Origin of the sequence: Streptomyces poriferorum (assembly GCF_019399235.1) — a bacterium.
Taxonomy (GTDB): Bacteria; Actinomycetota; Actinomycetes; order Streptomycetales; family Streptomycetaceae; genus Streptomyces; species Streptomyces poriferorum.
Window position 1 is genome coordinate 33385 of record NZ_JAELVH010000055.1, and the last position, 22823, is coordinate 56207.

The following is a 22823-nucleotide window of genomic DNA, read 5'->3' on the forward strand; positions in this document are numbered from 1 at the left end:
TTCCGGGAGCACACCGTGACCGACGCACACACCACCGGCACCCACGGCACCGGGCCGTTCATCGCGGCCATCGACCAGGGCACCACCTCCAGCCGCTGCATCGTCTTCGACAAGGACGGCCGGATCGTCTCCGTTGACCAGAAGGAGCACGAGCAGATCTTCCCGAAGCCGGGCTGGGTCGAGCACGACGCGACCGAGATCTGGGAGAACGTCCAGAAGGTCGTGGCGAGCGCCATCGTCAAGGCCGGCATCACCGCCGCCGACGTGAAGGCGATCGGTATCACCAACCAGCGCGAGACCACGCTGCTCTGGGACAAGCACACCGGTGAGCCCGTCCACAACGCCCTCGTCTGGCAGGACACCCGCACCGACGCGCTCTGCAAGGAGCTCGGCCGCAACGTGGGCCAGGACCGCTTCCGCCGCGAGACCGGGCTGCCGCTCGCCTCGTACTTCGCCGGTCCCAAGGTCCGCTGGCTGCTCGACAACGTCGAGGGGCTGCGCGAGCGCGCCGAGCGCGGCGACATCCTCTTCGGCACCATGGACTCCTGGGTCATCTGGAACCTGACCGGCGGCACCGAGGGCGGCGTCCACGTCACCGACGTCACCAACGCCTCGCGCACCCTGCTGATGAACCTGCACCGCATGGAGTGGGACGACAAGATCCTCGCCTCCATGGACATCCCGGCGGCCCTGCTGCCCGAGATCCGGTCCTCGGCCGAGGTGTACGGCAACGCCAAGGGCGGTGTGCTCGACGGCGTGCCGGTCGCCTCCGCGCTGGGTGACCAGCAGGCCGCGCTGTTCGGCCAGACGTGTTTCGCCGAGGGCGAGGCCAAGTCCACGTACGGCACAGGCACCTTCATGCTGATGAACACCGGCGAGACGCCCGTGAACTCCTACAACGGGCTGCTGACCACGGTCGGCTACCAGATCGGCGACGAGAAGCCGGTCTACGCCCTTGAGGGCTCGATCGCCGTCACCGGTTCGCTGGTGCAGTGGATGCGCGACCAGATGGGCCTCATCCAGTCCGCGGCCGAGATCGAGACCCTGGCCTCGTCGGTCGAGGACAACGGCGGCGCCTACTTCGTCCCGGCCTTCTCCGGGCTGTTCGCCCCGTACTGGCGCCCCGACGCCCGCGGTGTCATCGCCGGTCTCACCCGCTACGTCACCAAGGCGCACATCGCCCGTGCCGTACTGGAGGCGACCGCCTGGCAGACCCGCGAGATCAGCGACGCGATGACCAAGGACTCCGGCGTGGAGCTGACCGCGCTCAAGGTCGACGGCGGAATGACCTCCAACAACCTGCTGATGCAGACGCTCGCCGACTTCCTGGACGCACCCGTGGTGCGGCCCATGGTCGCCGAGACCACCTGCCTCGGCGCCGCCTACGCCGCCGGCCTGGCCGTCGGCTTCTGGCCCGACACCGACGCGCTGCGCGCCAACTGGCGCCGGGCCGCCGAGTGGACCCCCCGCATGGACGCGGACACCCGCGACCGCGAGTACAAGAGCTGGCTCAAGGCCGTGGAACGGACCATGGGCTGGCTGGACGACGAGGAGTAGACAAACATGACCACCCTGCAGAGCGTCCCCGCCCTCGGGACGCACCCGGCCTCCGGCTCCCTTCCGAGCCGCGCCGAGACACGGGAGCAGCTCTCCAAGGCGACGTACGACCTCCTGGTGATCGGTGGCGGCATTCTGGGCATCTCCACCGCCTGGCACGCCGCGCAGTCCGGGCTGCGGGTGGCCCTGGTGGACGCCGGCGACTTCGCCGGCGCCACCTCCTCCGCCTCCTCCAAACTGCTCCATGGCGGTCTGCGCTACCTGCAGACCGGCGCGGTGAAGCTGGTCGCGGAGAACCACTTCGAGCGACGTGCGGTCTCGCGTCAGGTGGCCCCGCACCTGGCCAATCCGCTCACCTTCTACCTCCCCGTCTACAAGGGCGGGCCGCACGGCGCGGCGAAGCTCGGCGCGGGCGTGTTCGCGTACTCGGCGCTGTCCGCCTTCGGTGACGGTGTCGGCCACGTGATCAGCCCGGCGAAGGCGCAGCGCGATGTGCCGGAGCTGCGTACGGACAATCTGAAGGCCGTCGCGGTGTACGGCGACGACCAGATGAACGACGCGCGGATGGCGCTGATGACGGTCCGCGCGGCCGTCGAGGCGGGGGCGACCGTCCTCAACCACGCGGCGGTGACCGGGCTGCGTTTCACCAGGGGCCGGGTGACGGGTGCGGACCTGGAGGACCGTACGGACGGCACCGAGTTCGGCGTCACCGCCCGGCTGGTGCTGAACGCCACCGGTCCGTGGGTCGACCACCTGCGGAAGCTGGAGGACCCGGACGCGGCCCCGTCGATACGTCTGTCCAAGGGCGCGCACCTGGTCCTCAAGCGCACCCGCCCCTGGAAGGCCGCCCTGGCCACGCCGATCGACAAGTACCGCATCACGTTCGCCCTTCCGTGGGAGGACATGCTGCTGCTCGGTACGACGGACGAGGAGTACGAGGGCGACCCGGCGGACGTCGCGGTGACCGAGAAGGACACCGCGCAGATCCTGGACGAGGCGGCGTTCTCGATCCGGGACCAGCAGCTCTCGCGCGATCTGATCACGTACTCCTTCGCGGGGCTGCGGGTGCTGCCGGGCGGGCCCGGTGACACGTCCAAGGCCAAGCGCGAGACGGTGGTGACCGAGGGCCGCGGCGGGATGCTGTCGGTGGCGGGCGGCAAGTGGACGACGTTCCGCCACATCGGCCGCACGGTGATGAACAAGCTGGCCGCGCTCCCCGGACATCCTCTCGGTGAGGACATGGAGCCGGTCTCGCGGCTGCCGAGGAAGCTCCCGCTGCCCGGCATCGCCAACCCGAACGCGGTGGCGCACCGGCTGCTGGTCGACGGCGGTACGCCGGGGCCGCGGATGTCCGCCGACACGGCACGGCACCTGGCCACGCACTACGGTTCGCTGTCCTTCGACATCGCCCGGCTGGCCAACGAGAACCCGGAGCTCGCGAAGCGCATCCACCCCGACGCACCGGAGATCTGGGCGCAGGTCGCCTACGCGCGGGACCACGAGTGGGCCGAGACCGCGGACGACGTGCTGCGGCGCCGTACGACGCTGACGATCCGGGGCCTGGCGACGGACGAGATCCGGGCCGGCGTCGAGTCGGTGCTGGGCGAGCGGAAGGGCTGACCCGGGTGAACGGGGGCGGCGTCCGGCGGACGCCGCCCCCGTTCGCGCGTGCGCCTTTCGGACTCTGCCGCACGGAACCGGACGAAGCGGTTCGGCGTCGCGGCACAGGCAGGGCAAAGGTCGGCCCGAACGGCGCGACGGCCCTCCTCGGGGACGCATAATGGGTCGATACATCGGATGTCTGGAGGTCGCCCATGGCTGTCACTGACGAGGCCATCGAGAAGATCAAGGGAATGATCGTCTCGGGTGCGCTACGGCCCGGCGATCGTCTCCCCAAGGAGAGCGAACTCGCCGCGGAGCTCGGCCTGTCCCGCAACTCGCTGCGGGAGGCGGTGCGCGCTCTGTCGCTCATCCGCATTCTCGACGTACGGCAGGGCGACGGTACGTACGTCACCAGTCTCGACCCCCAGCTGCTGCTGGAGGCGCTGAGCTTCGTGGTGGACTTCCACCGCGACGACACGGTGCTGGAGTTCCTGGCGGTCCGCCGGATCCTGGAACCGGCGGCGACCGGCATGGCGGCGGCCCGGATCAGTGAGGAGCAGCTGGACGTGCTGAGCGCCCAGCTGGACGCGCTGGGCGAGCGCCCCTCGGTCGAGGAGCTGGTGGCCTGCGATCTGGAGTTCCACCGCGGCATCGTGCAGTCGTCCGGCAACTCGGTGCTCTGCTCGCTGCTCGACGGGCTTTCGGGTCCGACGACCCGGGCGCGGGTGTGGCGCGGTCTGACCCAGGAGGACGCGGTGAGCCGCACGCTCCACGAGCACCGGGCGATCCTCTCGGCGCTGCGGGACCGCGACGCGGAGGCTGCGCGGGCGTGGGCGACGGTGCACGTCGCCAGCGTGGAGCAGTGGCTGCGGTCGACGCTTTAGCCGCGGGTGCGGGGCCTACCGGGGCTCCGCCCCGGACCCCGGTCCTCAAACGCCGGACGGGCTGGAATGGCCCGTCCGGCGTGAGTGAACCGAGAAGTTCAGTCCTGCTTCTCGCCGCTCGCGAAGCGGGAGATGACCAGGGCGACGATGATGATGGCGCCGTTGAGGAACTGGTTCCACAGCGCCGGGACGCCGCCGAGCGTCATCACGTTGACCACCAGTTGCAGCGTCAGTACGCCGGTCAGCGCACCGAACAGCGTGCCGCGGCCGCCCTTGAGGCTGATGCCGCCGATCACGGCCGCGGCGAACACCTGGAAGATCCAGCCGTTGCCCTGGGTCGCGGCGACCGCCCCGTAGTGGCCGGTGTAGAGGATGCCCGCGAACGCTGCCAGCAGACCGCCGATGGCGAGCACGATCCAGGTGATCCGGTCGACCCGGATGCCTGCGGCGCGTGCCGCTTCCGGGTTGCCGCCGATCGCGTACAGCGAGCGTCCGTGGCGGAGCCAGGCCAGGGCCGCGCCGCCGATCGCGAAGAGGACCAGGCAGATCCAGACGGCGGCCGGGGCACCGAACCACGAGGCCTTTCCGAGGTAGCGGAAGGACTCCGGGACGTCGGTGATGGACTTGCCCTCGGTGATGCCGATGTGGAGGCCGCGCAGCATCGTCAGCATGCCGAGTGTGGCGATGAAGCCGTTGACCCTCAGTTTCAGCATCAGGAAGCCGTTGATGGCTCCGATGACGAGTCCGACCAGCAGACAGAGCGGGATCGCCGACCAGCTGGGAAACAATCCGAGGCCGGCGAAGCGGCCGCCGTCGGAGTCCAGCACCAGCCACATGGCGACGACGGGCGCGATGCCAATCGTCGACTCCAGCGAGAGGTCCATCCGGCCGCAGATGAGGATCAGCGCCTGGCCCAGGACCAGCAGGCTCAGCTCGGAGGACTGCTGGACGACGCTGATCAGGTTGTCGGAGGTGAGGAAGACCGGCGAGACGATGAAGCCGATCAGCATCAGCACCAGGATCACCGGCACCAGGGAGAAGTCGCTCCACCGGATCAGCTTGAGCCGGCTCAGCGGGCTGTCGTCGCCCGCACCGCCCTTCAGTGCCCCGTTGAAGTCGTCGGCCGTCGACGGCCGTATCGTGCCGGTCATTCCCTTTCCCCCACACCTTCCATGGCGGCGACGAGTTCCCCGTCGGACCACCCACTTGCGAATGTTGCGACGACCCGGCCGTGGAACAGGGCGAGGACCCGGTCGCAGACCCGCAGATCGTCCAGCTCGTCCGAGACGACGACTGCGGCGTTGCCCTCGTCGGCGACCCGCCGGACGACCCCGAGCAGCGAGTCCTTGGACTTGACGTCCACTCCCGCGGTGGGCCGGACCGCCACCAGCACGCTGGGCTCGCGGGCCAGTGCGCGGGCGACCACCACCTTCTGCTGGTTGCCGCCGGAGAGGCCGGAGACGGGCTGCTCGGGTCCCTGGGTCTTGATGTCCAGCGACTCGATCATGCCCCGGGCGAACTCCCGCGTACGGGAGGGAAGTACGGTCCCCCATGGGCCGAGCTGGTCGGTAACCGTGAGCGTGGCGTTCTCGGCGACGCTGCGCTCCAGGACCAGCCCCTGGTCGTGCCGGTCCTCGGGGATGTAGCCGATCCCGGCGTCCAGCGCGTGCGGCACGCTTCCCGACCGCACGTCCTTGCCGTGCACCCGGACCGTGCCGCCGTCCGCCTTGCGCATGCCCGCCAGCACCTCGCCCAGCGCGGTGTTGCCGCTGGCCGCGGAGCCCGCGAGCCCGAGCACCTCACCGGGGTGTACCTGGAGGTCCAGCGGTTCGAACCGGCCTTCCAGGGTGAGCCCTTCGGTACGCAGGATGGGCTCCGCCGAGGCGTCGGGAGGTGTGGCGGTGCCCGCCGCGTGCCAGGCGGTGGCACCGGCGGACTTCTCGCCCGTCATGGCCGCCACCAGTTCCGTCTTCGTGACGTCGGCAACCGGGGCGGTCATGACATGGCGGGCGTCGCGGTAGACGGTGACCGCCGTGCACAGCTCGTACACCTCCTGCAGGTGGTGGGAGATGAACAGGAACGCCACTCCCTGGTCCTGCAGTTCCCGGAGCTTGTCGAAGAGCCGGCCGATACCCCGGGCGTCGAGCTGGGCGGTCGGCTCGTCGAGGATGATCAGCCGGGCGCCGAAGGACAGCGCGCGGGCGATCTCGACGAACTGCCGCTGCTCCACGGCGAGATCGCGCGCCCGGGTGTTCGGGTCGACCTGGACGCCGTAATCGGCGAGGAGCTGCTCCGCGCGTTTGCGCAGCCTCCCCCAGCTGATCCAGCGGGACTTCTCGTCGAAACGGTTGAGGAAGAGGTTCTCCGCGACGGTCAGGTCGGGGACGACCATGGACTTCTGGTAGACGCAGGCGACCTTCGACTGCCAGGCCGTGGTGTCCCCGAAGGCGGGCGCGGGTTCCCCGCCGAAGGTGACCGTGCCCGCGTCCGCCTTGTGGAGGCCGGTCAGCACGCTGACCAGCGTCGACTTGCCCGCGCCGTTGCGTCCGACGAGTGCGTGCGACTCACCGGGCTGAACGGTGAGCTTCACCCCGTCGAGCGCCACGGTCGGCCCGAAGCGTTTGACGACGCCTTCCGCCTGTACGGCAGGTGGTGGTGCCTGGTCCATGATCAGCTCTTCTTCTCCAGCTGGTTGGCCCACAGCTTCGGGTCGTCCACGTTGTCCTTGGTCACCAGGGGCGCGGGAAGCTGGTCCTCGAAGCCGTTCTGGATCTTGATGATGTTCGAGTCGTGGTCGGTGGGGCCTTCCTTGAAGGTCTTCCCGGCCAGGGCCGCCTTGGCGTAGTACAGCGCGTACTTCGCGTACAGGTCGGCGGGCTGGGAGATCGTCGCGTCGATCTTCCCGGCCTTGATGGCGTCGAACTCCTCCGGGATGCCGTCGTTGGAGATGATCGTGATGTGGCCCGGGGTGCCGGCCGGCTTCAGCAGCTTCTTCTGCTCCAGCAGCGCGAGGGTCGGCTGCAGGAAGACGCCGCCGGCCTGCATGTAGATGCCGTTGATGTCGGGGTGTGCGGCCAGGGTGGACTGGAGCTTGGCGGACGCGACGTCGCCCTTCCACTCGGTGGCCAGCTCGAACACCTTGATGCCCGGGTAGTCCTTGTCCATGCAGGCCTTGAAGGCCTCGGACCGGTCGCGGCCGTTGATCGAGGACAGGTCTCCCTGGAACTCGACGACCTTGCCCTTGCCCTTCAGCTGCTCGCCGAGGTACTTGCAGGCGTTCGTCCCGTACGCCTTGTTGTCGGCGCGCACCACCATGTAGATGTCGCCCTTGTCCGGGCGGGTGTCGACGCTGATGACGGGGATCTTCTTGTCGTTCAGCTGGTTGAGCGACTCGGCTATCGCACCGGTGTCCTGCGGGGCCATCACCACGGCCTTGGCGCCCTGGTCGGTGAAGGTCTGGACGTTGGCGACGAGCTTGCCGATGTCGTTCTGGGAGTTGGTCAGCGGCAGGGCCTTGACGTCTCCGTCCTTCACCCCCTTCTCGACGTAGTTCTGGTAGGAGTTCCAGAAGTCGCTGTCACTGCGCGGCAGGTCGATGCCGATCTTCTCGCTGCCCGCGCCCTTGTCCGATGATTCGCGGTTGCAGCCCGCGAGGGCAGTGACGGCCAGCAGCACGGCGCAGGCCGCCGCACTCGTCGTACGCACTCTCATTGGTGTCCCGTTCCTTTGTGAAGTACCGGCTCGAAGGATCTGACGGCGTTGCGGGGGTCCGTGGTACAGGTGGTGCGGATGCTGTGAGAGGTGCGGTCCCGACCGTCCCGTCCGGACCGCGCGTCCCGGGTCAGCTGTCGGCGGGGCGCAGGCGCAGGCCCTGCATTCCGCCGTCGACGGCCAGGGCCGTGCCCGTCACGGAGGCCGCGGCGGGGCTGGCGAGGTAGAGGATCGCGGCGGCCACCTCGTCGGCGGAGACCAGCCGGCCCAGCGGCTGCCGGGCGTTGAGGGCCGCGCGTTCGGCGGCCGGGTCGCCCGCCTGACCGAGCAGCCGGCCGATCCACGGGGTGTCCGCGGTGCCCGGGTTGACGCAGTTGACGCGGATGCCCTCGCGGACGTGGTCGGCGGCCATGGCCAGCGTCAGGGACAGGACGGCGCCCTTGCTCGCGCTGTACAGGGCGCGCTGGGGCAGCCCCGCGGTCGCGGCGATCGAGCAGGTCTGGGTGATCGATACGGCGCCGGGGCGCTCGGCCGCGGCCCTGCGCAGGTGCGGCAGCGCGTGCCGGGCGGTGCGGACCATGCCGACGACGTTGATGTCCAGGACCCGGGCCCACTCGTCGTCGTCGTTGTCCTCGACGCTGCCGATGGAGCCGATGCCCGCGTTGGACACGAGCGTGTGCAGGGATCCCAGTTCGGCGGCGGCCCCGTCGACGGCCGCGCGGACGGCGGCGTCGTCGGTGACGTCCGCCTTGACGGCCAGGGCCCCCTCGGGTGCCCCCGCGGTCTCCCGGTCGAGTACCGCGACGCGCGCGCCGCGCTCCAGCAGCATGGTCGCGACGGCGGCCCCGATGCCGGAGGCGCCGCCCGTCACCAGAGCGTTCATCCCCTCGAAGTCGCGTGTGCCGGTCATCGGCTGTCCTCCTCGTTGGTGCGGCGGGCCTGCCATACGGGGCCCTCCGGGTAGCGGTGTGCGGCGATCGACTCGGGGTGCATGCGGGCGGAGAAGCCCGGTGCCGCCGGAGCGGTGTAGCGCCCGGACTCGATCACGGTGGGGTCGACGAAGTGTTCGTGGAGGTGGTCGACGTACTCGATCACCCGGTCCTCCCAGGTGCCGGAGACCGCCACGTAGTCGAACATCGAGAGGTGCTGGACCAGCTCGCACAGTCCGACACCCCCGGCGTGCGGGCAGACGGGCACGCCGAACTTGGCGGCGAGCAGCAGGATCGCCAGGTTCTCGTTGACACCGGCGACGCGTGCGGCGTCGATCTGGACGAAGTCGACGGCTCCGGCCTGGAGCAGCTGCTTGAACACGACGCGGTTGGCGACGTGTTCACCGGTGGCGACCTTGACCGGCTGGCCGGCGCGCACGGCGGCGTGGCCGAGGATGTCGTCGGGGCTGGTCGGCTCCTCGATCCAGTGCGGGTCGTACGGCGCGAGCGCGGTCATCCACTCCACCGCGTCGGCGACGTCCCAGCGCTGGTTGGCGTCGACGGCGATCCGTACACCGGCGCCGACGGCGTCCCGGGCGAGGGCGAGCCTGCGGACGTCGTCGGCGACGTCACCGCCGACCTTCAGCTTGATCTGGGTGAAGCCGTCGGCGACGGCCTCCTTCGCCAGCCGCACCAGCTTGTCGTCGGAGTAGCCGAGCCAGCCGGGCGAGGTGGTGTAGGCCGGGTATCCCTCGGCGCGCAGCCGCTCCGCGCGCTCGGCCCGGCCCGGCTCGGCGGCGCGCAGGATCGCGAGCGCCTCCTCGGGGGTGAGGGCGTCGGTGAGGTAGCGGAAGTCGACGAGGGACACGAGTTCCTCGGGCGTCATGCCGGCCAGGAACTGCCAGACGGGTCTGCCCGCGTGCTTGGCGGCCAGGTCCCAGGCGGCGTTGAGGACCGCGCCCGCCGCCATGTGCATCACGCCCTTCTCGGGGCCCAGCCAGCGCAGTTGGGAATCGTGCGTGAGGTCCCGGTACAGCTCGCCGAGGTCGGCCGCGGTACGGGGCACCGGCCGTCCGGTCAGATAGGGCCGCAGCGCCTCGATGGCGGCCGCCATCACCTCGTTGCCGCGCCCGATGGTGAAACAGAAGCCATGCCCCTCGATGCCGCCGCCGTCACCGTCCGCTCCATCGGTGCGCAGCACGACATAGGCGGCCGAGTAGTCGGGATCGGGGTTCATGGCGTCCGAGCCGTCCAGTTGTTCCGAGGTCGGAAAACGGATGTCGTGGACCTCGAAGTCCGTGACGGTCTGACTCATGTGCGCCCCCAGGGGAAATAACATCGGACCTCTGCTGTGGTCATCCGATGTATAGCGCCCTGAAGGTCCCAACGTCCAGAGTTGAGCGGAAACTGACCCCGCACAGCTCGGATGTCTGGCGAGACCGACACCCCGCTGCGGCCAATGACGCGTTTCCCGTCGGCCGGGTTCGCCCCACCCTGCGCAAGGGCTGCGGCGGGAGTGGCCGGAAGCCGTAAGGTTGTTCCGTACGCAAGGGAACTTCGGAAGGAGGCCTGGGTGATCGAGCTCGAGGGGGTTCCCGAGCTGATCGACCCGGTCATGGTGGCCGCGTTCGAGGGGTGGAACGACGCAGGTGACGCCGCCTCCACGGCGGTCGCGCATCTGGACCGGGAGTGGAAGGGCGAGGTGTTCGCGGCGCTGGACGCCGAGGACTACTACGACTTCCAGGTCAACCGCCCGACCGTCTTTCTGGACGGCGGGGTACGCAAGATCACCTGGCCGACCACCAGGCTCTCCGTGGTCCGTATCGGCGGCGACAAGCCCCGCGATCTCGTCCTGGTCCGGGGCATCGAGCCGTCGATGCGCTGGCGCTCGTTCTGCAACGAGATCCTGGGGTTCGCCCACGAACTGGGCGTCGAGATGGTGGTGGTGCTCGGTGCGCTGCTCGGCGACACCCCGCACACCCGGCCGGTGCCCGTCAGCGGTGTCACGTCCGACCCGGATCTGGCGCGGACCATGGACCTGGAAGAGACCAAGTACGAGGGGCCGACCGGCATCGTCGGCATCCTCCAGGAGGCATGCACGCACGCCGGTGTGCCGGCGGTGAGTCTGTGGGCGGCGGTGCCGCACTACGTCTCCCAGCCGCCCAACCCGAAGGCCACGCTGGCACTGCTGAACCGTCTGGAGGACCTCATCGGGCTGCGCATCCCGCTGGGCGAACTGCCCGAGGACGCACGTGCCTGGCAGCTCGGGGTCGACCAACTGGCCTCCGAGGACAGCGAAGTGGCGGAGTACGTGCAGACGCTGGAGGAGGCCCGGGACACCGCGGAGCTGCCCGAGGCGAGCGGTGAGGCCATCGCCCGGGAGTTCGAGCGCTATCTGCGGCGCCGGGACCCCGGGCCCGGCCAGGCTCCGGGCGGGCACGCCACGGAGAGCGGTGACGGCTCGTACCTGCGGGACCCGTCGAGCAGCGGCCGGACCAGGCCGCCGAAGCCGCCCAGGCCGGAGACCGGCCCCGGGAGGGGTTCCCCGCCGGCCGGTGGTTCCGCGGGCAGCGGGGAGCCGGAGGATTCGTCGGAGGACTCGCCGGACGACTCCTCGGAGGACTGATCCGGGCAGCGGGGAGCCGGGCGGGTGCGTACCCGCCCGGCTCCCCTGCGTCGCTGCCGGCATTCAGGAACAGACGAAGCGCGCCGCGCCCCAGTCCCCGTGGTCGCCGGTCTTGGACCCGTTGGTGTCCGTGACCTTCAGACGCACATGCCGCGCGCCGTCGAGCGGCACATCGACCGGCACCGCCGCCGAGGCCCCCGTCACCTTCGGCGAGGTCCACAGCACCTTGCCGTCCGCCTCGACGGAGAACGCCACTTCGCCGTAGCCGTTGATCTCGTCGTCGATCCCGGCGTCGGCGGTGAACCTCGAGCACTGTCCGCCGAGATAGACCTCGATGTCGGAGTCGGCGTGGGTGCCGATCCCCTTCTCGTACACCTTCCCGGCCAGGGTCAGCGGGTGTCCGTCGGCCGCGCCCGACTCTCCGTTGCTGCGGTCGCGCTCCGCGGGTCCGTACCCGTTGGCGGAGGTCAGCCATTCGAGGTCGCTCGCCCACACCTCACCGGTGGGCGGCGCCGGCATCACGGCGGTGGCGAAGCGCTGGACGGCCGTGCGGGACTCGCCCGCCGACCGGTAGCGCGTGAGTGCGGTGATCCGGGCCTCTCCCGCCTCGGCGTCCTTCGCCGGGGTGACCTCCACCTCGACGCGCCGGGTGGTGCCCGCCGGAATCCGGTCCACGGCCGCGGCCGGCGTGGCCCGCCAGCCCTCGGGGACGTCGAGCGAGACCACGGCGTCCGTCACATCGGCCGTGCCCGCGGTGACGTCGACGGCCACGGTGCTCGCGGCACCGGCGCCGGTCTCCTGTCCCTGCGGTGCGAAGAGAGTGGCGGCCGCGGGCGCGTTCCGGCCGCCGACCGCGCTGGTGTTCTCCAGCTTCACGGAGAACTTCTTGCCCGTGGACAGCGGGGCGGTCCTGATCTTCACCACGCCGCCGCGGTCGTCGCGGTCGTACCACCAGCCCTGCTTCGCCGAGGCGTAGGCGGCGGCCGAGTCCAGCCGGGGCAGCTTGCCGGCGAGCTTCACGGCACTGGGCGCGGAGCCGGTGTGCACGCTGAACTCGTACGGGCGGCTGCTCTGCTTGCCCTCGAACTTCCCCTTGCTCTCACCGATGTCCACGGTGACGTCGCCCGCCCCCTCGACCGGTGCCCGGACGTCGGCCTGCTGGGTGGCGTACGCGCCGTCGCGGTGCTGCCGGGTCACGCCGTCGTCCTCGTACAGCGTGAAGGAGGAACGGCCCTGCGGGTAGATGTCCCAGGCGAGCGGGGAGGTGGCGGTGCGGTCCTTGTACGAGCGGATGCCCGGCCACATCGGCACACTGGCGCCGCCCTTGACGAACAGCGGCAGCGTGTCGAGCGGGGCGCTGTAGTCGTCGACGGTGACCGGCCCCCGGTAGGTCCGGCCGCTCCAGTAGTCGGTCCAGGTGCCCTTCGGCAGGTAGATGCCGTCGCGCTCGGTGCTGTCCTGGTAGACGGGCGCGACGAGGAAGTCCTCGCCTGACATGAACTCGTACTTCGCGGCGTCCGTCGCGGCCTTCGGGTCGTCCGGGTACTCCAGCACCAGCGGGCGGACCATGCCGACACCGGTCTTCGTCGCCTCGTGGGCGTAGGAGTACTGGTAGGGCAGCAGCGACTCCTTGAGCTTGAGGTAGTCGCGGTTGACGGAGGTGTACGGCTCCCCGTAACGGAAGGGCTGCTTGTCGCTGGCGGCCCAGCCGTCCATGGTCATCGTGGTTCCGAGGAACATCTTCCACTGGAGGTCACGGGTGTACGTCTTGGCGCTGCCGCCGAAGATGCCGTCGACGTCGCCCGTGGTGTAGGCGAGGCCGGACATCGTGGCGCCCGCGTAGGTCGGTATCTGCCAGCGGATGTAGTCCCAGGTGCCGTACTGGTCGCCGGACCACTGGACACCGCAGCGCTGTGCGCCCGCCCAGCTCTCGGGGGCGTATGTGAAGCCGCGGGCGTCACTGTTGTCCTCGATGCCCTTGTAGGCGTCCTTGCATCCGTCGAGGGCGAACTTGTAGCCCTCGCCGATCCAGGCGACGTCGAGCTTGGCGACGCGCTGGCCGGCCTTGACCTGCTCGGCGATCTTCTCGATGCCGTCCTGGGTCCACAGGCCGAGCTGCATGTCGCGGTCCTGGAGGCCCTGCGCGGTCTCGGCGAGGTCCTCGTAGCCGCAGCCGTAGCCGTCGTTGACGAGCATCCAGCCGTTCGGCATGTCGTTCTCGACGTAGCCGTCGGCGACCTTCAGCGCGTCCAGGGTGTGGCGCTCACCGCGGTTGGCGTTGTGCAGGTAGCAGTCGGCGTCACCGATCTCCATGCCGTACACCGGGGGCAGGAAGGGCTTGCCGGTCAGCTTCGTGTACTGCCCGATGACGTCCTTGGCGTTGTCGCCCGCGAAGTAGTAGGCGTCGAAGCGCTGTTCCTGCTCGGTTGTGGTCACCGGGTCGGTGAAGGCGTAGGTGCCCGGCGCGAAGGTGTTGCGGAAGACGCCGTAGCCGGCCGACGAGAGGTAGAACGGCACCGAGTTGGGGTGCCCGCCGTCGTCCCAGTTGTAGTCGACGCCGACCTCGACGGTCTTGTCCCGGTGCGAGGTGTTGCCGCGGCCGTTCTGCATCCCGGCACCGTAGAACTGCTCGTCGGCGCCGCGGGCCAGCGTCTGGGTGGTCTTGTCGCCGTCCCAGCTCAGCCCTTTCGCCTCGGACCAGACCTGGCTGCCGTCGGCCCGGTACAGGGCGAACCGCAGAGGCGACTTGTAGACACGCAGCGTGACGTCTCCCGTGGAGAGGTCGTAGCGGTCGCTCCGCTCCTTCCACCGGGTGCGGGGCGGTGCGCCCTGCGGCAGGACGATGGCGTCGCCCGCGGGGTCCTCGAACGTGCCGTCCGGGGCCAGTTCGATACGGAAGGTCTCCTCGGACACGAAGCTGACGCGGGCCTTCGCGGCCCCCGCACTCAGCCGGTACACCGGTCCGTCGGCCGTGAAGCCGGTGAGATCGCCGACCGTCGTGCCGGCGGGTTCGGCCGGGTCCGCCGCCTGTGCGCTGCCCGGTCCCGAGACCGCGGCGAGCAGGCCCAGCAGCGCTGCAACTACTGCCCCTCTGATGCGCGTTGATGATTGCATAGAGCGCTTTTAGCGCAGCATCGAGCATTTGACCATGGACAAAACGGAACCGGCCCCGAACTTCATCAAGAAGTTCGGGGCCGGTGAACGGACGTAATACGGCGGGCGGTTACAGCGCGACACCGAGCAGGGCGTCGACGGTGCGCGAGACGAGTCCCGGCGCTCCCTCGTCCGTCCCGCCCCCGGCGGTCTGCCGCTCGGCCCAGCGGTCCACGGCGGCCAGGGCGGCCGGGGCGTCCAGGTCGTCGGCGAGCGCCGCCCGGACCTCCTCCACCAGGGCGTCGGCGGACAGCCCGTCGGGCCGGGAGACGGCGGCGCGCCACCGTGCGAGCCGTGCCACGGCGTCGGCGAGCACCTGGTCGGTCCACTCCCAGTCGGAGCGGTAGTGGTGCGAGAGCAGCGCGAGGCGGATCGCCGCCGGGTCCACGCCGTCGCGGCGCAGCACCGAGACGAACACCAGGTTGCCCCGGGACTTGGACATCTTCTCGCCGTCCAGGGCGACCATGCCGGCATGCACGTACGCCTGGGCGAACGGGTGCTCGCCGGTCAGCACCTGGGCGTGCGAGGCGCCCATCTCGTGGTGCGGGAAGGCGAGGTCGGAGCCGCCTCCCTGGATGTCGAAGCCCATGCCGAGGTGGTCCAGGGCGATGGCCACGCACTCGATGTGCCAGCCGGGCCGTCCGGCGCCGAGGGAGGCACCGTCCCAGCTCGGCTCGCCCTCGCGGGCGGCCATCCAGAGCATCGGGTCGAGCGGGTTCTTCTTGCCCGGGCGGTCCGGGTCGCCTCCCCGTTCGGCGGAGAGCAGCCGCATCGCTTCGGCGTCGAGGCCCGAGACCTCGCCGAAGTGCGGGTCGGTGTCGACGGAGAAGTACACATCGCCGTCGAGTTCGTAGGCGGCGCCCGCGTCCCGGAGCCGTTCGACGAGCGGCACGATGCCGGGTATCGCCTCGACGGCTCCGATGTAGTGCTGCGGCGGGAGCATGCGCAGGGCAGTCATGTCCTCACGGAACAGGGCCGTCTCGCGCTCGGCGAGCTCGGTCCAGTCCTGTCCGTCGCGCACGGCCCGCTCCAGCAACGGGTCGTCCACGTCGGTCACGTTCTGGACATAGTGAACCTGCCGCTTGGTGTCGAGCCACACGCGCTGAACGAGGTCGAACGCGTTGTAGGTCGCCGCATGACCCATGTGGGTCGCGTCGTACGGCGTGATGCCGCAGACATAGATGCGGGCGACGGGACCGGGGTCAAGGGTGATCCGTCCGCCGGTCGCGGTGTCGTGGATCCGAAGGTCGCGGCCCTTGCCAGGCAGGGCGGGGACCTCAGAAGCGGGCCAGGCATGCATGCCACGAGCGTAACCGGACGCGGCTTCCGGATACGAACCGGTGGGGGCATCCTGACCGAAGAGGCACTCTTGCGCCCCGTCCCGGAAGATGCATGCCCCGGCGGTTCCCGGGGCCCCGCGGCGGTCACCGGGGCTTGATCACACCGGTGGCCACGGGATGGCGGGCCACTCGCCGCTCGGCTCGCGGTGCAGCCCCGTGCCCCGCAACGCCGCCACACGGGCCCTCAGGGCCTCGATCTCCGCGGCGGTGATCAGTTCCCCCAGCCGGGTGACCAGCGCGGCCTCCGGCTCCAGTTCCGCGGCCAGCCGGTCCAGCACCTCGACGGCCTCCGCCGGCAGCGGCTCGCCCGCCCAGCCCCACAGCAGCGTGCGCAGTTTGTCGTCCGCGTTGAAGGTCACACCGTGATCGATGCCGTACAGCCGGCCGTCGGGCGCGGGCAGCAGGTGGCCGCCCTTGCGGTCACCGTTGTTGATCACGGCGTCGAGCACCGCAAGGCGGCGCAGCCGGGGATCGTCCGCGTGCACCAGCAGCGCCGTCCTCCCCTCCCCCACCTCGGCGAGGACCACTGGTTTCCAGCCCTCGCCCGCCTCCTCGTCCTCGACGAGCGCGAGGAGGCCGGGGGCGTCCTCGTCCTCGGGCGCCGCCTCGATCCAGAGCTGGCACATGCCCTGGCCGTACGGCCCGTCCCGCAGCACGGTCGGGGGCACCAGGCCCCACCCCGTCACCTCGGACACCTCGTAGGCGGCCACCTCGCGCTGGGCGAGGGTGCCGTCGGGGAAGTCCCACAGGGGCTGCTCGCCCGCCACCGGCTTGTAGACGCAGTGCGCCTGTTCGCCCTCGTAGTCGACCGAGCAGTAGAGCACCGCGTTGGAGGCCCCGCGGACCTGTCCGAGGACCGTGAGCTGCCCCTTGCCGAGCAGGGTGATCAGCCCGTCGTCGCTCAGGCGCCGCGACGGTATCCGTTCTGGCGCGGGCATACGTGTCCTTCCGGATCGAGCGGCAGGCTGCACAGCGGGCACGGGGGGCGGCCGGCGTTCACGACGTCCAGGGCGCGTTTGGCGAAGGCCCTGGCCTGGGCGCCGCTGAGCCGGACCCGGAGCATCGGCGGGCCGTTCTCCTCGTCCTGGAGCAGCCGCTCCTCGGCCTCCGCGAGGTCCTCGACGGAGTCCGCGTCCAGTTCGACCAGGGCCTGCGCCTCGACGATCATGCGCTGTTCCTCGCCGTCCCAGGCGAGCGCCATGGTGCCGACCCGGAACTCCTCCTCGACGGGGACGTCGAGCGGGGCGGTGTCGGTGACGTCCATCGGGGCCACGGCCGGCACCGGCGAATTCCCGCCGGTACGCCGCACCACTTCGTCGAGCAGTTCGTCGACCCGCTCGGCGAGCGCGGCGACTTGGGTCTTCTCCAGGGCAACGCTGGTGACACGTCCGCCTGAGGATGCCTGCAGGAAGAACGTACGACGTCCAGGCAGCCCGACCGTGCCGGCCACGAAACGGTCCGGGGGGTCGTAGAGGAACACCTGACGGGACACGTCCTGTCTCCCTTGAAAATTGACGGCATATGAGGGTCGGCCGGGCCGGGCCGGGAGAGTCCCCCCGGAAAGGCGCCTACGGCGCGTCCACCCTACTGCGCGGAGCGATCACGGTGCCCCAGCGCCGCCCCCGACCGCCGCGTCCTCCTCGCCGCCGCCCGTCCCGGCGCTCGCGTCGGGAGCCGGTTCGCGGGGTGCCAGGGAGGCCAGATCGCCGGTGTCACCGAGGCGCAGCAGGAACGGGCGGAGCCTGGTGTAGCGGATCGCGGTGACGGAGCACGGGTCGGCGTGGACGCGCTGGAAGAGGTCCAGATGCATGCCGAGGGCGTCGGCGACCAGCGACTTGATGATGTCGCCGTGGGAGCACATGACGTAGACGGCGTCCTCGCCGTGCTCCTCCTCGATCCTCGCGTTCCAGTCGCGTACCGCGTCGACGGCGCGTGCCTGCATCGCCCGCATCGACTCGCCGCCGGGGAACGCCGCGGCGGACGGATGCTGCTGCACGACCTTCATCAGCGGCTCGTCGGTGAGCTCGGCGAGCTTGCGTCCGGACCAGTCCCCGTAGTCGCACTCGCTGATCCGCTCCTCGGTGTGGAGCGTCAGTCCGGGCCGGGCCGCGAGGAGCGGCCCGAGGGTCTCGCGGCAGCGCTGCAGGGGGCTGCTGACGACGGCGGCGAGGGGCAGGGCGGCCAGCCGTCCGGGCAGCGCGGCGGCCTGCTCGGTGCCGCGCTCGTCGAGTGCGACACCGGGGGTGCGGCCGGCGAGCACCCCGGACGTGTTGGCGGTGGAGCGTCCGTGGCGTACGAGGATCAGGGTCGGCATACCGGCCAGCGTACGCAAAGGTGCGCCGGGGACCGGAGCAGGGAAGAATGCGCGCGTGATCGTGGACTGCGCCATTTACCGGGACGGACGCCGCACCGAGGGCCCCGCCGACTTCTCCGACGCCCTCGACGAGGCGCGCGCCAGCGGTGACGCGTTCCTGTGGATCGGCCTGCACGAGCCCACGGAGAAGGAGTTCGACCTGGTGAGCAGCGAGTTCGGGCTGCATCCGCTGGCGGTCGAGGACGCGCTGTCCGCGCACCAGCGGCCGAAGCTGGAGGTGTACGACGACTCGCTGTTCGCGGTGATCAAACCGATCGTGTACGAGCACGACAGCGACACGGTCAGTGCGGACGAACTGATGGTCTTCATAGGCGATTCGTTCGTGGTGACGGTCCGGCACGGCGAGGGAGCGCCCCTGGCAGCGGTCCGCCGCCGGCTGGAGGCCGAGGCCGATGTGCTCAAGCACGGGCCGACGGCGGTCCTGTACGCGATCAGCGACGCGGTCGTGGACCACTACATCGATGTCGCGGGTGAGCTCCAGGTCGACCTGGAGGAGCTGGAGACGCAGGTCTTCGCCCCGAGCGGAACGGGCGATTCCAAGAACACCGCGGCCCGCATCTACACCTTCAAGCGCCAGGTGCTGGAGTTCCGCCGGGCGACGGTCCCGCTGGCGGCGCCGATGGCCCGGCTGGCAAGCGCGGGGGTGCCGTACGTCCACGAGCACTCGCAGCCGTTCTTCCGGGACGTCCAGGACCATCTGACGCGCGCCAACGAGCAGGTGGAGGGGCTGGACCGGCTGCTCTCGGACATCCTGTCGGCGCATCTCGCGCAGATGGGGGTGCGGCAGAACGACGACATGCGCAAGATCTCGGCCTGGGCGGCGATGGCGGCCGTGCCGACCATGGTCGCGGGGATCTACGGCATGAACTTCGAGCACATGCCCGAGCTGGGGTGGGTCTGGGCGTACCCGGTGATCGTCCTGCTGATGGCGGGCGCCGTCATCGGCCTGTACCGCCAGTTCAAGCGCCGCGGCTGGCTCTGACGGCCGGGCGGACGGACCCGCCCGCTCAGGCGAACTCGGGTGCCGGTACGGCCGGCCCGCCCAGCGCGTCCCGCCGCTCGGGAGGCGCCAGGCTGACCATGCGCCGCCATCCGACGAGCCGCTCGTACGCGTGGACGGCGTGGATCCCCGCCGCGAGCACCGCGGCCTTCGCCCGGGACCATCCGAGGACGCGGCCCATGTGATCCATCACGGCCAGGCTGACATCGCGGTAGACCCCGATCTCGGCGAGGGCGCACTCGCGCAGGATGTGCTGGATGGTCCGGCCGTGCCCGGCCGCGGCGAAGCGCAGGAGCTCCTCGTGGCAGTACGCGAGGTGGTTGTCCTCGTCGTTGGAGATCATCCTGACCGCGCGGCCCAGCTCGGGGTGGTCGGCGAAGTGCTTGCGCAGCAGCCGCATCTGCTCGGAGGCGCGCTGTTCGGTGACCCGGCTGTGGGCGAGGTAGGTGATGATGTCGCGCTCGGTGAGCGGCTCCTCGCGCCCCAGCTGCTCGTGGGCGAGTCCGATGCCGTGCTTCTCCAGCAGCATCGTGTAGTCGGTCTCGTGCGGGACCGGGACCGCCGTCAGACCGCGCTTCCTCAGCAGGGCGTTGAAGATCCGCCCGTGCTTGTCCTCGTCGGCGCCGTGCCTGGCGATCTTCGGGGCGAGCGCGCGCTGGCTCGCGGGCACGAGCGCGGCGATGCGGCCGTTCTCCCAGCCGCCCTGGGATTCCCCGCTGGCAGCGATCGAGCAGAACAGCCGGAACGCGTCGTCGTCGTCGAGCATCTCCTGGAACAGGTTCTTTGCCGAGAGCATCACTGCCACCTCCGTGCCGGCGTCTGCCGAGCGCCAGTCAAATGCGCACGGTCCCGGCGGGCAACAGGAGCGCTCCCGCACTGGGCCGAACGGGGTACCGGCCCCGTCGCGGCCCCGCCACTGGCGAAAGGTTTCCGCACGGCCCGTAACCCAACCGTCCCGCCCGCGTTGTTCCCGGTGACGGCCGTGGCGGGGAGGATCCCCGAGCCCCCACCACGGCCGTAGTGCTGCCCGTCGCGGAGACGGACCGGTGGCCTTTCGTCCGGACCTGGCGAGCCCCGCCGGGTCCCGGACGAGAGGCCCTAGGCGAGCCCGGACCGCTCCAGTGCGTCCGTGCCGGCCCGCAGGGCGGCGATCCGCTCGTCGAGCGTGAAGCCCGCGGGGGCCAGGGTCAGGGTCGTGACACCGGCTGCCGCGTAGGCCTGCATCCGGTCGGCGATCCGCTCCACCGATCCCAGCAGGGTGGTCTGGTCGATCAGCTGGTGGGGCACGGCGGCGGCGGCGCCGGCCTTGTCGCCGGACAGGTACTTCTCCTGGATCTCGGCGGCCTCCTTCTCGTACCCCATGCGCTGGGCGAGCTGGTTGTAGAAGTTCTGCTTGGGGCTGCCCATGCCGCCGACGTACAGCGCGGTGTACGGCCGGAACATGTCGGCGAGGCCCTTGACGTCGTCGCCCACGGCGAGCGGCAGGGTCGGGCAGACGTCGAAGCCGTCCATGGTCTTGCCGGCCTTCTCGCGCCCGGCCCGCAGGTACCGCATCGCGGTGTCCTCCAGATGTTCCGCGGACGGAAAGATCAGCAGGGCGCCGTCGGCGATCTCGCCGGTCTGTTCCAGGTTCTTCGGCCCGATCGCGGCGATGTAGAGCGGGATGTGCTCGCGCTCGGGGTGCACGGTCAGCTTGATCGGCTTGCCGGGGCCGCCGGGCAGCGGGAGCGTCCAGTGCTGTCCCTCGTACGAGAGCCGTTCCCGGGCCATCGCCTTGCGGACGATCTCGACGTACTCCCGGGTGCGGGCGAGCGGCTTGTCGAACTTGACGCCGTACCAGCCCTCCGAGACCTGCGGCCCGGACACCCCGAGACCGAGGCGGAAGCGGCCGCCGGAGAGGGAGTCGAGCGTGGCCGCGGTCATGGCCGTCATGGCGGGCTGGCGGGCCGGGATCTGCATGATCGCGGAGCCGACGTCGATGGACTCCGTCTGCGCGGCGACCCAGGACAGCACGGTCGGCGCGTCGGAGCCGTACGCCTCGGCCGCCCAGCAGACGTCGTAGCCGAGCCGGTCGGCCTCCTGCGCGACGGCGAGGTTGTCGCCGTCCATTCCCGCGCCCCAGTAACCGAGATTGATGCCGAGCCGCATAGCCGCTCCCCTTACTGATCAGTAACGTCCCTGTGCTCCGGACTCTAGCGCGCGGGAAGGTGATGCGGCAGGGGCCACCCGGGCCCCGGTTGTCCACAGGCCTGCCATGTGCGCGGCTCCGGCCAGTAACCTCAGCGCCCATGGAGCAGAGGCATCTCGGCCGCACCGGCCTTCGAGTGTCCCGGATCGGGCTCGGCACCCTCACCTGGGGCCGGGACACCGACGAGCACGACGCTGCCGAGCAGCTGAAGGCGTTCTGGGAGGTGGGCGGCACCCTGGTCGACACGGCGGACGTGTACGGCGGCGGGGAGGCCGAGTACCTGCTGGGACAGCTCGTCGCCGGTCTGGTGCCGCGGCACGATCTGGTCATCGCGACCAAGGCCGGCAGCGTGGCCGATCCGTACCGCAGGTTCAACGGCTCGCGCGGACATCTGCTGGCCGCCCTGGACGCCTCACTGGCGCGGCTGGGTACGGACTACGTGGATCTGTGGCAGGTCCACGCCTTCGACCCCATGACCCCGCTGGACGAGACGCTCCAGGCGCTGGACATCGCGGTCTCCAGCGGCCGCGCCCGGTATGCGGGGGTGTCCAACTTCTGCGGCTGGCAGCTGGCGAAGGCCGCGACCTGGCAGCTCGCCTCGCCCGGGGTACGGACCCGGCTGGCCAGTACGCAGATGGAGTACTCGCTGCTGCAGCGGGGCGTGGAGCGCGAGGTACTGCCGGCCGCGCTCGACCTCGGCGTGGGGCTGCTGCCGTCGTCCCCGCTGGGCCGGGGCGTGCTGACCGGCAAGTACCGCGCGGGGACCCCGGCGGACTCCCGCGGCGCCTCCGAGCTGCTGGCCCCGTTCGTCGAGCCGTATCTCGACGACCCGGCGAGCCGCATCGTGCACGCGGTGGCGACGGCGGCCGACGGGCTGGCCACCACGGCGCTCCAGGTGGCCCTGGCCTGGGTACGGGACCGGCCGGGAGTGGTGGCCCCGATCATCGGCGCGCGCAACGCGCAGCAGCTCACGGAGGCATTGTCAGTGGAGACGCTTAGTCTTCCTGACGAGATCTGCCAGGCGCTCGACGATGTGTCGGCGCCCGTGCACCGCTATCCCGACCAGGACTGGAGCACGCTGTGACTGCGCTTCCCCGGGGGGAATCCCCCGGCCCCTCGGCCACCGACGACGACAGCGTCGTCGCGGACGAGCCCGCCACCGCGCCCGCACCCGCCGAGCAGGCGGAGGCCGCCCACGACGGTGCCGACGAGGCGACGGCCGACGGACCCGGGGAGGAGCCGGACGGGCCCGCGCCCCAGGAGGAAGCCGCCGCGGAGGCCACCGCGGACGGGGGCACCGGGGGCGACGCCACCGCTGCCGCGGCACCCACCGAGGCCGAGGCGGAGCTGGCCGCCCAGCGCGAACTGCGCGAGCGGATCGAGAAGCGCAAGGCCGAGAAGGAAGGGCCCATCGCCGCCGGTACGAAGCTGAGCGGCCCGGCGGCCGATCTGCTGGCGG

General features: G+C 70.8%; 18 protein-coding genes and 1 pseudogene. 7 read left to right on the forward strand and 12 right to left on the reverse strand.

Annotated elements, in window-relative coordinates:
- Positions 1-15: 15 nt before the first annotated feature.
- The 3 genes from glpK to JGS39_RS12775 all read left to right on the forward strand — a co-directional run bounded on the left by glpK (position 16) and on the right by JGS39_RS12775 (position 4043).
- Positions 16-1557, forward strand: coding sequence for a glycerol kinase GlpK (gene glpK, locus JGS39_RS12765; protein ID WP_219568981.1), 1542 nt, complete (start codon positions 16-18; stop codon positions 1555-1557).
- 6 nt (positions 1558-1563) lie between these two features.
- Positions 1564-3177: a glycerol-3-phosphate dehydrogenase/oxidase gene (locus JGS39_RS12770; RefSeq protein ID WP_219568982.1), complete on the forward strand. Its 1614-nt coding sequence runs from the start codon at positions 1564-1566 to the stop codon at positions 3175-3177.
- Positions 3178-3371: 194 nt separating this feature from the next.
- Positions 3372-4043 carry a FadR/GntR family transcriptional regulator gene (locus JGS39_RS12775; protein ID WP_219568983.1) on the forward strand — a complete coding sequence of 224 codons (672 nt, stop codon included), beginning with the start codon at positions 3372-3374 and terminating at the stop codon, positions 4041-4043.
- A 98-nt stretch (positions 4044-4141) separates the two neighbouring features.
- Here the strand turns inward: JGS39_RS12775 and JGS39_RS12780 are convergent, their stop codons facing one another.
- From JGS39_RS12780 to JGS39_RS12800, 5 genes are all read right to left on the reverse strand, one after another.
- A complete protein-coding gene (locus JGS39_RS12780; RefSeq protein ID WP_219568984.1) occupies positions 4142-5194 on the reverse strand; it encodes an ABC transporter permease in 1053 nt (350 codons plus the stop codon).
- Positions 5191-6711 carry a sugar ABC transporter ATP-binding protein gene (locus tag JGS39_RS12785; protein ID WP_219568985.1) on the reverse strand — a complete coding sequence of 507 codons (1521 nt, stop codon included), beginning with the start codon at positions 6709-6711 and terminating at the stop codon, positions 5191-5193. The genes JGS39_RS12780 and JGS39_RS12785 overlap by 4 nt, the downstream gene beginning before the upstream one ends.
- Positions 6712-6713: 2 nt before the next feature.
- Positions 6714-7754, reverse strand: coding sequence for a sugar ABC transporter substrate-binding protein (locus tag JGS39_RS12790; protein ID WP_219568986.1), 1041 nt, complete (start codon positions 7752-7754; stop codon positions 6714-6716).
- A 130-nt stretch (positions 7755-7884) separates the two neighbouring features.
- Positions 7885-8664: an SDR family NAD(P)-dependent oxidoreductase gene (locus JGS39_RS12795; RefSeq protein ID WP_219568987.1), complete on the reverse strand. Its 780-nt coding sequence runs from the start codon at positions 8662-8664 to the stop codon at positions 7885-7887.
- On the reverse strand, positions 8661-9998 hold the full coding sequence (locus tag JGS39_RS12800; protein ID WP_219568988.1) for an enolase C-terminal domain-like protein: 1338 nt from the start codon (positions 9996-9998) through the stop codon (positions 8661-8663). The genes JGS39_RS12795 and JGS39_RS12800 overlap by 4 nt, the downstream gene beginning before the upstream one ends.
- Positions 9999-10256: 258 nt before the next feature.
- On the opposite strand from JGS39_RS12800, the gene JGS39_RS12805 reads away from it, so the two are divergent.
- A complete protein-coding gene (locus tag JGS39_RS12805; RefSeq protein ID WP_219568989.1) occupies positions 10257-11309 on the forward strand; it encodes a PAC2 family protein in 1053 nt (350 codons plus the stop codon).
- A 63-nt stretch (positions 11310-11372) separates the two neighbouring features.
- On the opposite strand, the gene JGS39_RS12810 is transcribed toward JGS39_RS12805, so the two are convergent.
- From JGS39_RS12810 to JGS39_RS12830, 5 genes are all read right to left on the reverse strand, one after another.
- Complete coding sequence (locus tag JGS39_RS12810) at positions 11373-14423, reverse strand: NPCBM/NEW2 domain-containing protein (protein WP_219568990.1); 3051 nt, start codon at positions 14421-14423, stop codon at positions 11373-11375.
- A gap of 109 nt (positions 14424-14532) precedes the next feature.
- Positions 14533-15762: a cysteine--1-D-myo-inosityl 2-amino-2-deoxy-alpha-D-glucopyranoside ligase gene (gene mshC / locus JGS39_RS12815; protein ID WP_219568991.1), complete on the reverse strand. Its 1230-nt coding sequence runs from the start codon at positions 15760-15762 to the stop codon at positions 14533-14535.
- 138 nt (positions 15763-15900) lie between these two features.
- On the reverse strand, positions 15901-16740 hold the full coding sequence (locus JGS39_RS12820) for an SCO1664 family protein (RefSeq protein ID WP_219568992.1): 840 nt from the start codon (positions 16738-16740) through the stop codon (positions 15901-15903).
- Positions 16704-17294 carry a DUF3090 domain-containing protein gene (locus tag JGS39_RS12825; protein WP_020207450.1) on the reverse strand — a complete coding sequence of 197 codons (591 nt, stop codon included), beginning with the start codon at positions 17292-17294 and terminating at the stop codon, positions 16704-16706. The genes JGS39_RS12820 and JGS39_RS12825 overlap by 37 nt, the downstream gene beginning before the upstream one ends.
- A gap of 108 nt (positions 17295-17402) precedes the next feature.
- Positions 17403-18116, reverse strand: a complete 714-nt coding sequence (locus JGS39_RS12830; RefSeq protein WP_219568993.1) for a histidine phosphatase family protein — start codon at positions 18114-18116, stop codon at positions 17403-17405.
- A 55-nt stretch (positions 18117-18171) separates the two neighbouring features.
- Between JGS39_RS12830 and corA the strand changes: the two genes are divergently transcribed.
- Positions 18172-19158 (forward strand): magnesium/cobalt transporter CorA, encoded by a 987-nt coding sequence (corA, locus tag JGS39_RS12835; RefSeq protein ID WP_219568994.1) that lies wholly within the window; start codon positions 18172-18174, stop codon positions 19156-19158.
- 25 nt (positions 19159-19183) lie between these two features.
- On the opposite strand, the gene JGS39_RS12840 is transcribed toward corA, so the two are convergent.
- Both JGS39_RS12840 and JGS39_RS12845 read right to left on the reverse strand, forming a co-directional pair.
- Entirely contained in the window at positions 19184-19972 is a 789-nt protein-coding gene (locus JGS39_RS12840) for a ferritin-like domain-containing protein (protein ID WP_219568995.1), read from the reverse strand.
- Positions 19973-20274: 302 nt separating this feature from the next.
- The gene (locus tag JGS39_RS12845) at positions 20275-21324 is read right to left on the reverse strand and encodes an LLM class F420-dependent oxidoreductase (protein ID WP_219568996.1); all 1050 of its coding nucleotides are present in this window, start codon (positions 21322-21324) and stop codon (positions 20275-20277) included.
- A 140-nt stretch (positions 21325-21464) separates the two neighbouring features.
- Here JGS39_RS12845 and JGS39_RS12850 point away from each other — a divergent pair, with 140 nt between their 5' ends.
- Both JGS39_RS12850 and JGS39_RS12855 read left to right on the forward strand, forming a co-directional pair.
- Positions 21465-22448 (forward strand): aldo/keto reductase, encoded by a 984-nt coding sequence (locus tag JGS39_RS12850; protein WP_219568997.1) that lies wholly within the window; start codon positions 21465-21467, stop codon positions 22446-22448.
- Positions 22445-22823: pseudogene (locus JGS39_RS12855) on the forward strand (DNA helicase RecD); the annotation flags it as partial. The gene JGS39_RS12850 and the pseudogene JGS39_RS12855, both read left to right, overlap by 4 nt.